Source organism: Idiomarina baltica OS145 (assembly GCF_000152885.1).
GTDB lineage: Bacteria > Pseudomonadota > Gammaproteobacteria > Enterobacterales > Alteromonadaceae > Idiomarina > Idiomarina baltica.
The window spans coordinates 102327-113556 of sequence record NZ_CH672404.1; the positions used below are offsets into that span (position 1 = coordinate 102327).

The 11230-nt window shown below is 52.5% G+C and carries 6 protein-coding genes, 1 tRNA gene and 1 pseudogene; all 8 read left to right on the forward strand.

Features of this window, described 5'->3' with window-relative positions; translation table 11 throughout:
• Positions 1-142 precede the first annotated feature (142 nt).
• Positions 143-218: transfer RNA gene (locus tag OS145_RS04180), tRNA-Lys, on the forward strand.
• A 255-nt stretch (positions 219-473) separates the two neighbouring features.
• On the forward strand, positions 474-1505 hold the full coding sequence (gene nadA, locus OS145_RS04185; RefSeq protein WP_006954949.1) for a quinolinate synthase NadA: 1032 nt from the start codon (positions 474-476) through the stop codon (positions 1503-1505).
• A gap of 74 nt (positions 1506-1579) precedes the next feature.
• Positions 1580-6057 (forward strand): annotated as a pseudogene (gene gltB, locus OS145_RS04190) (glutamate synthase large subunit).
• Entirely contained in the window at positions 6057-7499 is a 1443-nt protein-coding gene (locus OS145_RS04195) for a glutamate synthase small subunit GltD family protein (protein ID WP_006954951.1), read from the forward strand. The pseudogene gltB and the gene OS145_RS04195 overlap by 1 nt, the downstream one beginning before the upstream one ends.
• Before the next feature lie 10 nt (positions 7500-7509).
• Complete coding sequence (locus tag OS145_RS04200; protein WP_006954952.1) at positions 7510-8343, forward strand: SDR family oxidoreductase; 834 nt, start codon at positions 7510-7512, stop codon at positions 8341-8343.
• A 393-nt stretch (positions 8344-8736) separates the two neighbouring features.
• Positions 8737-9858, forward strand: coding sequence for a polysaccharide export protein (locus OS145_RS04205; protein ID WP_006954953.1), 1122 nt, complete (start codon positions 8737-8739; stop codon positions 9856-9858).
• A gap of 21 nt (positions 9859-9879) precedes the next feature.
• A complete protein-coding gene (locus tag OS145_RS04210; protein ID WP_006954954.1) occupies positions 9880-10341 on the forward strand; it encodes an arsenate reductase/protein-tyrosine-phosphatase family protein in 462 nt (153 codons plus the stop codon).
• A gap of 19 nt (positions 10342-10360) precedes the next feature.
• On the forward strand, positions 10361-11230 hold an 870-nt coding region (locus OS145_RS13485; protein WP_006954955.1), incomplete at its 3' end, for a Wzz/FepE/Etk N-terminal domain-containing protein.

Below are 11230 nucleotides of genomic sequence, written 5' to 3' on the forward strand. Positions count from 1 at the left end.
GAGCAGTTGACTTTTAATCAATTGGTCGCAGGTTCGAATCCTGCACAACCCACCACTTCTTCTGCCTCGCGCCTTCGGCGCTCATGCACCTTGCGCTTTTGGCGCACTGACGTAACTTGCGCATTCTGCGCAAGCACATGATGGGTTGTTAGCTCAGTTGGTAGAGCAGTTGACTTTTAATCAATTGGTCGCAGGTTCGAATCCTGCACAACCCACCACCTGTTTTACCTCGCGCCCTCGGCGCCGACGCACCATGCGCTTTCGCCGCACCGAAGTACCTTGCGCATTCTGCGCAAGCACATGACGGGTCGTACGCACCTTGCGCTTTCGCCGCGCCGACGTAACTTGCGCATCTTGCGCAAGAAAAGATCATCCCCGATACCCCAGAACACCCAACATATTAGCCGCCACCCTTGAAATCCGATATAATCACACATACGTAAATAAAACGAACATCCAAACGAAGTAACATCATGTCAGCTATTCAAACCGTCGATAACTTAGATTACGCATTTCCCCCTAAGCCCAAACCCTTAACGGATGAGCAAAAGGCGGAATACAAAGCGCGCATAAAACAATTACTGCAAGACAACAACGCAGTACTCGTCGCGCATTATTACACCGATCCCGAAATCCAGGCGCTTGCCGAGGAGACGGGTGGGTGTGTCGCGGACTCTTTAGAAATGGCGCGCTTTGGTCGTGACCACGATGCCGACACCTTGATTGTTGCCGGTGTACGCTTTATGGGTGAGACAGCAAAAATTCTCACACCCCACAAAACCGTCCTAATGCCGACACTCAAAGCCGAGTGTTCACTTGACTTAGGCTGTCCGCCGGATAAATTCGCCGAGTTCTGTGACCAGCACCCAGACCGCACCGTAGTGGTGTACGCCAACACGTCTGCGGCGGTTAAAGCACGCGCCGATTGGGTCGTCACCTCAAGTATGGCACTTGAGTTAGTCGAGCACCTCGATAGCCAAGGCGAGAAAATCCTGTGGGGACCAGACCGCCACCTTGGTAGCTATATCCAAAAGCAAACCGGTGCCGATATGGTGATGTGGCAGGGCGCCTGTGTAGTGCATGACGAATTTAAAGCCAAAGCACTGCGCGACATGAAAAAGCTTCATCCAGAAGCTGCGATCTTGGTTCACCCCGAATCACCGCAGAACATTGTTGAGATGGCGGACGCCGTTGGCTCAACCTCACAGTTGATTAAAGCCAGCCAAACCTTGCCAAACGAGACCTTTATCGTGGCAACCGACCGCGGCATCTTCTACAAAATGCAGCAGTTGCAACCTAACAAGACATTTTTAGAAGCGCCCACCGCGGGTAATGGCGCGACCTGTCGTAGTTGTGCACACTGTCCGTGGATGGCAATGAACGGCTTAGTCGCAATTGCCGAAGCCCTTGAGCACGGCGGCGAACAACATGAGATTCATGTCGATCCGCAGCTCGCGAAAGAGGCGATGATCCCGCTTGATAGAATGCTCGCATTCAAGAAGTAGCATAAAAAGCGAATATACAAGTTAAAACCTGCATGATAATGTAGTTCCACTGAATAACTATTCGTGGAGATGTCATGCGTCTGTATCACGCCGATGACGTCCGTGATAATTGCGGATTCGGCCTAATCGCGAGCATCGAAGTGATGCTCGCCATGATCTCATCAGCACCGCTGTACAAGGGCTTGACCGAATGCAGCACCGCGGCGGTATCGGTGCCGACGGCAAGACCGGAGACGGCTGTGGCTTGCTGCTACAAATCCCAGAACAGTTCTTTCGTGAGTACGCCGAACAACAAGGGTGGAATCTTGGCAAAAAGTTCGCTGTGGGCATGGTGTTTTTCTCACGTAACGCGGACAAACGCGAAGCCGCCCGTCATTTAATAGAGCAAGAACTACAAAAAGAGACGTTAAGTATCGTCGGTTGGCGTAAAGTCCCAGTAGATGACAGCGTATTGGGTGACGCCGCAAAAGCCGCCGAACCCAAAATCGAACAAGTGCTCATCAGCGCGCCAACCGGTTGGCGGAAAAAAGATATTGAACGACGCCTCTACATGGCACGTCGACGGGTCGAGCAAAAAGTAGAGCAAGGCGTATTCAGCGCCGATGAACTCTATATCTGCTCAATGTCGAGTCTGTTATTGGTCTACAAAGGTTTGATGATGGCGGGTGATTTACCGCGCTATTATCCCGATCTCGCCAACCCTGCATTAAAAACCGCCATTTGCGTATTCCATCAACGTTTCTCCACCAATACGCAACCGCGTTGGCGTTTAGCACAACCGTTTCGTTTTCTTGCCCATAACGGCGAAATTAATACCATTCGCGGCAATCGCCAATGGGCACAAGCGCGCTTATACAAATTTCACAGCCCGTTACTGCCCGATCTACAGCAAGCGGCACCCTTGGTGGGTCAAAGTGGTTCCGACAGCGCATCGCTCGATAATATGCTAGAACTGCTTTTGGCGGGCGGCATGGATCTATTTCGCGCCATGCGGCTGCTCATCCCACCAGCATGGCAGGGCGATAGCACCATGAGTGACGATATGCGTGCCTTTTACGAATTTAATGCGCTGCACATGGAGCCGTGGGATGGTCCGGCAGGTGTGGTCATGAGTAACGGACGTCATGTTGCCTGTAGCCTCGATCGTAACGGTTTACGCCCCGCGCGATACGTACTGACGAAGCACGGGATTCTCACGATCGCCTCAGAAGTCGGGATTTGGGATTACGACGAACAGGACGTACAAGAAAAAGGGCGCCTCGGTCCCGGCCAAATGATGGCGGTAGATACTTACACCGGCCGTATTTGGCATAACGGCGAAATCGAAGCTGATTTAAAGAGCCGCCATCCGTATCGTCAATGGCTGACTGAGCACCGACGTCGCTTGGTACCCTTTGACCGTTGCAGCGCCGATAAAATTGGTCAGCGGCTGTACGATGACCGCACCATGCAAGTGTTCCACAAAACCTTTTTATACACCCGAGAGGAGCTTCAGCAAGTCGTGGCGGTGCTGGCTAAAGACGGACAAGAAGCCGTTGGCTCCATGGGCGACGACACCCCAACCGCGGTATTATCGCAACAGCCGCGTTTGTTGTACGACTATTTTCGTCAGCAATTTGCGCAGGTGACGAATCCCGCTATCGACCCTATCCGAGAGCGCCATGTTATGTCGCTAGAGACCATCATTGGGCGCGAGCACAACGTATTTAGTGAAGCCTCGGGCGATGCCGACCGTGTGGTCTTTGAATCACCGATTTTAATGTACACCGATTTAAAACAACTGCGCGAGTTAGATGATAAGCACTACGGTCATGTCACCTTAAGTTTGGCATTTAAACCCACTGAAACCAGTTTGCAAACCGCATTACACAAGCTGGTCGAAGCCGCTATTGATGTGGTAAAAAACCAACAGCGCGTGATGGTCATACTCAGCGATCGGGAGTTCACCAAGGACCAGTTAGTGATCCCCGCCCCGATGGCGGTCGGGGCAGTGCAACAAGCCCTGGTAAAAGCCCAGTTACGTTGTGACTCCAATATTATTGTCGAGACAGGCTCCGCCCGTGACCCACACCACATGGCGGTGCTACTGGGGTTGGGGGCGACCGCGGTCTACCCGTTCCTTGCCTATGAGAGCGTTGAGCAACTGGTGCAGCAAGGCAAGCTCAGCATGGAAGTAAAGCAAGCAGTGATGAACTACCGCCAAGGTCTTAACAAAGGCCTGTTAAAAATTCTTTCGAAAATGGGCATCGCCAGTATTGCGGGCTATCGCGGCTCATCACTATTTGAAGCGGTCGGTCTTAACCAAGACGTGCTTGATGCATGCTTCGCCAATGCTCCCGCGCGTATCAATGGCAGCGGCTTTGAAGACATTCAAACCGATTTGCAACGCACCGCCCAACATGCGTGGTTACATCGCAAGCCACTGTCGCATGGCGGTCTACTGAAATACGTGCATGGCGGTGAGTATCACGCCTACAACCCGGATGTGGTGACATCCCTGCAAGCGGCGGTTAAAAGCGGCAAGCGCGAAGACTACGCGGTCTATCAACGCTACGTTAATGAACGTCCGGTCGCGCATATTCGTGACCTACTAAAGCTTAACCCGAACGCCGCAAAACCCATTGCGCTCGAGCAGGTTGAGCCTAAAGAAGCGTTGTTCCCACGATTTGATACCGCTGCGATGTCAATCGGCGCACTCAGTGCCGAAGCGCATGAGGCACTTGCCGAAGCCATGAACCAAATTGGTGGACACTCCAACTCGGGCGAAGGTGGTGAAGATCCGAAACGCTTCAACAGCCCCAAAAATTCACGCATCAAACAAGTGGCATCGGGAAGATTTGGCGTGACACCGCACTATCTGGTCAACGCCGACGTTATCCAAATAAAAGTCGCGCAAGGTGCCAAGCCCGGTGAGGGCGGCCAGTTGCCGGGCGAAAAAGTCACCGCCGAAATTGCTCAGCTGCGCTTTGCGGTGCCTGGGACTACACTGATATCACCGCCACCGCATCACGATATCTATTCCATTGAAGATCTGGCACAGCTGATCTTCGATCTTAAGCAAGTGAATCCAACAGCTTTGGTTTCGGTTAAACTCGTTTCCACACCGGGGATTGGCACCATCGCCACCGGCGTTGCTAAAGCCTATGCCGACCTCATTACCGTATCAGGTTATGACGGTGGCACCGGCGCGAGCCCACTCACGTCGGTCAAATACGCCGGTTCACCGTGGGAGCTGGGGCTAGCCGAAGTCCATCAAGCGCTGGTAGAAAATAACCTACGGCATAAAATTCGCCTGCAAGTCGATGGTGGTCTAAAAACCGGCCTCGACGTGGTCAAAGCCGCCATTCTCGGTGCCGAGAGCTTTGGCTTTGGGACCGCCCCCATGGTGGCGTTGGGGTGTAAGTACTTACGTATCTGTCACTTAAATAACTGCGCCACCGGTGTCGCGACGCAAGACGAAACCTTGCGTAAAGAATTCTTCCGCGGCTTACCCGAACGCGTGGTCACCTTGTTTGAGTTTATCGCCGAAGAGGTGCGCGAGTGGTTGGCCAAGCTTGGTCTAAACCGCATCACCGATGCGATTGGCCGCGTAGATTTGCTGGAGCGCTTGCCCGGTGACACGCAACGACAGCAGCATATCGACCTCGAACCGCTGCTCGCCGCCGCAGGAAGTCGTTCGGAACACCCCAAATACTGTGTTGAAAACAATCCACCCTATGACAAAGGCGAACTCAATCAACGTTTGATGGCACTCACCCAAACCGCGATCGATGAGCGGCAGGGCGGCAGCTGGTCGTTGGCTATTCGTAACGACGATCGCTCAGTTGGCGCAACCCTCAGCGGCTATATCGCTAAGCGCTATGGCAATCAGGGGATGGCAAGCCACCCGATTCAGCTCGACTTTTTAGGAACCGCGGGACAAAGCTTTGGTGCCTTTAACGCCGGTGGTCTTAAACTGAAGCTCACCGGCGATGCTAACGACTATGTGGGTAAAGGCATGGCAGGCGGACGCATTGTTGTTCGACCGCGGCCCGGAGTCAGTTTCGCCAGTCAAGACGCCACCATTATGGGTAACACTTGTCTTTACGGGGCGACCGGCGGACAACTCTATGCCGCGGGCTGTGCCGGTGAACGTTTTGCGGTACGTAACTCAGGCGCAACAGCCGTGGTTGAAGGTATTGGTGATCATGGTTGCGAATACATGACCGGCGGTATCGTGGTTGTGCTAGGTGAATGCGGGATTAACTTTGGTGCGGGCATGACCGGCGGCTTTGCGTATTTACGCGACAAACACGGTGATCTGCATCGCCGTCTAAACACCGAGCTGGTCGAAGCGGTTGCCGTGGATAAACCTATCATAAAAGAACATCTGCGCGGACTCATCCACGAACATCACGAAGCAACACAGAGTGAGTACTCACGTATGCTGTTGACCGAATTCGATACTCGGGTCAACGAGTTCGTCATCGTAAAACCTAAGTCCGCCGATATGGCTTCGATTTTAGGGCACCGCGCCCGCTCGACCGCCGAATTACGTGTGCAGGTGATGTAATGAATAAAAACGTATATCAATTTTTAGACGTACAGCGCATCGACCCACCCAAGCAACCGGTGGCATCGCGGCGTATCGAATTTAAAGAAATCTACGAACCCATGACCGATGTGCAATTGCAAGGTCAGGCCGATCGCTGTCTGGATTGCGGCAACCCCTATTGTGAATGGAAGTGTCCCGTGCACAATTACATTCCGCAATGGTTGCAGTTGGCAAATGAGGGGCGAGTATTTGAAGCCGCTGAGCTGATGCACAAAACCAACAGCTTACCCGAAGTGTGCGGACGCGTGTGCCCGCAAGATAGGCTATGTGAGGGCGCGTGTACTCTCAACGATGATTTTGGTGCGGTCACCATTGGCAGCATCGAGAAGCAGATGGTCGACCAAGCCTTTGCTCAGGGTTGGCGACCCGATTTAAGTGCGGTGGAAGCACGCACCGAAAAAGTCGCCATTATTGGTGCCGGTCCTGCCGGGCTTGCGTGTGCCGATGTGCTGGTGCGGAACGGCGTCAAACCCGTGGTATATGACCGTTATCCCGAAATTGGTGGCTTGCTCACTTATGGTATTCCACCATTTAAGCTCGATAAAAACGTACTGAAACTACGGCGCGAGATCTTCAGTGACATGGGCATCGAATTTAAACTCGGTGTTGATGTTGGAAAAGACGTTAGTTTTGACGACATCATGACACAAAATGACGCCGTATTTTTAGGTTTGGGGACCTATAAAGCGCTTGATGGGCGTCTTGAAGGTTTGGACACCCCCGGTGTCTATCCGGCATTACCGTTTTTGATTGGCAACACCCAACGACTCCTCGACAGCCCCATGCCCGACTATCCGTTAATTGACGTCAAAGATGAACAGGTCGTCGTGTTGGGCGGTGGCGATACCGCGATGGACTGCGTGCGCACCTCCATCCGGCAGGGCGCGGCTTCGGTCGTGTGTGCTTATCGGCGTGACGAGCACAATATGCCCGGCTCGCGCCGCGAAGTGCAAAATGCGCGTGAGGAAGGCGTGCAATTTGAATTTAACTTACAGCCGTTGGCGATAGTTTCGGACGAGGCGGGGCATGTCGCGGGCGTAAAAATGGTCAAAACTGAACTGGGTCAGCCCGATGAGCAAGGGCGTCGGCGTCCGCAACCCGTACCCGATTCAGAATTTATCATGCCTGCAACCGCTGTGCTGATTGCCTTTGGCTATCAACCGAATCCACCCGAGTGGCTCGACGCACACCAGGTCGAGTTGAGCGAGTGGGGCACCGTGCTTGCCACCGCAACGCCCGATGCCATGGGTCGTTTTGCCATGCAAACCAGTAATCCCAAGATTTTTTCCGGGGGCGACATGGTACGCGGTGCGGACCTGGTGGTCACAGCGATAGCCGAGGGCCGCACCGCAGCAGAAGGTATTCTCGATTATTTGGACAGCGTCGCAGATAATCTTTAAGATGAAGCCCATGAATATACTCTTATTAGGTTATGGCGATATCGCCCAACGCAGTGCCCGTCTCATGGTCGCCGAACAGCATCATGTGATTGGCGCGTGCCGACATCCCGACGACAAGCCACTGATCCCCGGTGTTGAGACCGTCAGTGCCGATGCCAGCAACGAGCAAGACCTGCGCGGTTTGTTTAACGCGCACGGTAAAATCGATCTCGTGGTCGTAACATTAACGCCCAGCGAATACTCCAAAGAAGGGTATCGTCAAGGCTATGTCGTGCCGTGTCGACACTTACAACAGATCATCAGTGAACTCGATTACTCACCCTACGTGATTTATGTGTCCAGTACCGGCGTGTACGGCCAGCACGAAGGTGAATGGGTAGATGAATCCTCACCCACCGCCCCCGACTCCGACTCCGGTAAAATGCTGTTGCAAGCCGAGTACTTAATTCGTGACTTACCCGTACCCTCGACGATATTGCGGTGTAGCGGTATTTATGGCGAGGGGCGTGACTTTATGCGCAAACAGCTGCAAGCGGGCAAAGCCACCTTGCGTGACAGTTGGACCAACCGCATTCATCAAGATGACGTGGCGAGCTTTATTTATCACTTGGTGCGCTTTCCGCAGCATCGACATCGGATGTTTTTAGTGTCGGACGATCAGCCCTCGAAGCAGTATCAAGTTTACCAATACCTAGCTGAACAAGCCGGTATCACGCTCAACGAGCCGGTGCAGCCCGGACCCGGACCGCGCGGCTCAAAACGCTGCAGTAACCGGTTATTACGCAGTACCGGCTACACGTTGATGTACCCGACTTACAAAGAAGGGTTGGCGCACACTGAATAGCCTATTCATGTAAAAAATGCGTAAAACGTGCCGTATGACTATCTTCATATTTGCAGAGCGGTTATTTTATATTCAAACAGTGTAAATGTAACAAATTTGTTGTTGCGTAAAGATTCGGCGTTTGGTCTAATACCGCTCTTCCTTGTAGGACATAACCTAACTATACTGTACTGTCGCGACGTAAAGTCGTGTCGACGCATGCCTGTTTTACGGCGTGTTAAAATTCGTAACTGAACAAATAACTGTAACGGTGATTGGGGACCGCAACTCATGGGCGGTAGCGTGTCCAATCGTCGGACCATCTAAACCAGTGCTTAATATTGTGTCAGTCTGTGATAAACTTTGCGCCACTGAGCGATTAAAATCACAACAAAATAACCTGTTGGAATCTAAATGAGACGTTTACTAGCCATTTTTGCAACCACCTTATTGGTATCGAGTTGTGCATGGGCGCCAGGCGCGCACCTAGACAGTGATGAAGACTACGCCAGCGGCGAACCGCTCTCGCAAGAGGAGCTGAACCAGCGCGTGGATATTCACCCCATCACTCCACAATTATTAAGCCAACTCCAACAGCAACAACCCCGCACCGAATTACTCCCCAATCCGCAGCTTGAGCAGCAACGACAAGATTACGATTACGTCGTCGGTCGTGGTGATATTTTAAATATTACCGTTTGGGACCATCCCGAGCTCACCATTCCGGCAGGCTCCATGCGCGGTCCGGCTGAGGCGGGTAACTGGGTACACAACGACGGCACTATTTTTTATCCTTACGTGGGTAAGCTACATGTGGCAGGTAAGCGCGTAACACAAATTCGCGACATGATTACCGAACGCCTCTCAACTTACATTGAAAAGCCACAAGTGGACGTCACCGTAGCCGCATTCCGCAGCCAACGGGTTTATGTCACTGGTGAAGTGAAAAAGCCGGGCACCTTGCCTATTAGCAATGTTCCCCTCACGCTGATTGAAGCAGTCTCGCAAAGTGGCGGTCTCACCGAAATGGCGGATTGGACCGACGTCACCCTTAAACGCGGCGATGATGAGATGCAGTACTCATTGCGCGAGCTCTACCAACAGGGCAACACCCAAGAGAACGTGATCCTGCAGGCGGGCGATATCGTCAACATTGCCCGCAACGACTTTCGTAAAGTGTTTGTTTTGGGTGAAGTGGGTAAACCCCAAAGCTACCCGATGGGCCGCTACGGTATGAGCCTTGCCGAGGCACTGAGCGATGCCGGTGGCCTATATAACACCACCGCCGATGCCTCGGGCATTTTCGTAATCCGCCAGCCTGAGCCGGATAGCGATAAACTGGCACAAGTGTTCCAACTCGATGCCAGCAACGCCACCGCATTGGTGATGGCGGAGCAGTTTGAGATGCAACCCCGGGATATCGTGTTTGTGACCGCGGCGCCGGTCACGCGTTGGAACCGTGTGATTGGACAAATCTTGCCGTCATTGACGGGAATTTACAGCATCACTCGCGCACGCAGTGACTTACAAGAATAATACGGGCCCGACGAGACGACTATGTTTGACCGAATTTTAGTGGTATGTACTGGTAATATTTGCCGCAGCCCCATTGGTGAACAGTTGCTACAGCAAGCGCTGCCGCACAAACACATTGCCAGTGCCGGCGTAGCAACGGAACGTTCGGGCTTAAATGGCCACGATATTGATACCGATGCGGCGCAGGTGGCACGTGACAGTGGCATGACCCTAGCGCCTCACCAAGCGCAACAACTCACCAGCGAGTTGGTCAATAACCACGACTTGATTCTGGTGATGGAACAGCGCCATAAAGAGATTATCAGCGAGCGCTACCCGCAAGCACGGGGCAAACTCATGCGCTATGGCGAGTGGTTAGCGCGCCCAGAGGGCGGCACCGGTAAGGATATTGCCGACCCCTATAAAAAGAGCTTAGAAAGCCATCAGCAAGTCTTTAATGAACTCAAGCAAGCCAGCGCAAGCTGGACTCAAAAATTAAATTAACCCGCGGTAGGACAGTTGAATGAGTGAGCGTAATCCACCTTCTAATACATCACATAACAACAACGAAGATGAGATTGATCTACGCCGGCTAGTCGGTGTGCTGCTAGATGCCAAATGGTTAATCATTGGTATTACGTTTTTATTTATGTTGGGCGGTGTCGCGTATGCCTTGCTCGCCACCCCAATATATAAAGCCGATGCACTGCTGCAAGTGGAGAAAAAGTCCTCGGGCATGCCGGCGCTGTCAGAGAATATGGCCGACATGTTCTCGCAAGAGAGTGAGGCGGACACCGAAATACAGATTATGACCTCGCGGATGGTCATTGGCGCCGTGGTGGACCAACTCGACTTAACCACCGTCAGCCAACCGGATTATATGCCGATTGTGGGTGAGTTTTTAGCCCGCCGCAGTGAGGGTAACGATGAGCTCACTATCAATACTTTTAAAGTGCCACAATATGCGGTAGGTAAAGGCACACAGCTGACATTACTCGATGCCAACCGCTATGAGCTCACTTTTGAGGATGAGGTGGTCCTGAAAGGTAAGATTGGCGAACTTGCTGAGCACGGCGACTGGCAACTTGAGGTTGCGCGCGCGGAGGCCAACAATACGAAGACGTTTAAACTAATAGAGTTAAGTAGACTTCAGGCTATCAATAGTTGGAAGCCTCGTTTAGCTGTTAAAGAACGCGGCAAGAAAACAGGCATTTTGTCTGCAAGTATGACTTACAAAGATGGAGAAAAGGCGGCGCGTATTTTAGATGCCATTACCAATGAATACATGTTGCAAAATATTCGTCGTAACGCTGCTGAGGCACAAAAAAGTCTGGATTTTGTGCAAGAGCAACTCCCTGAACTTAAAGCCGAACTAACGGCGGCGGAAGAAAAG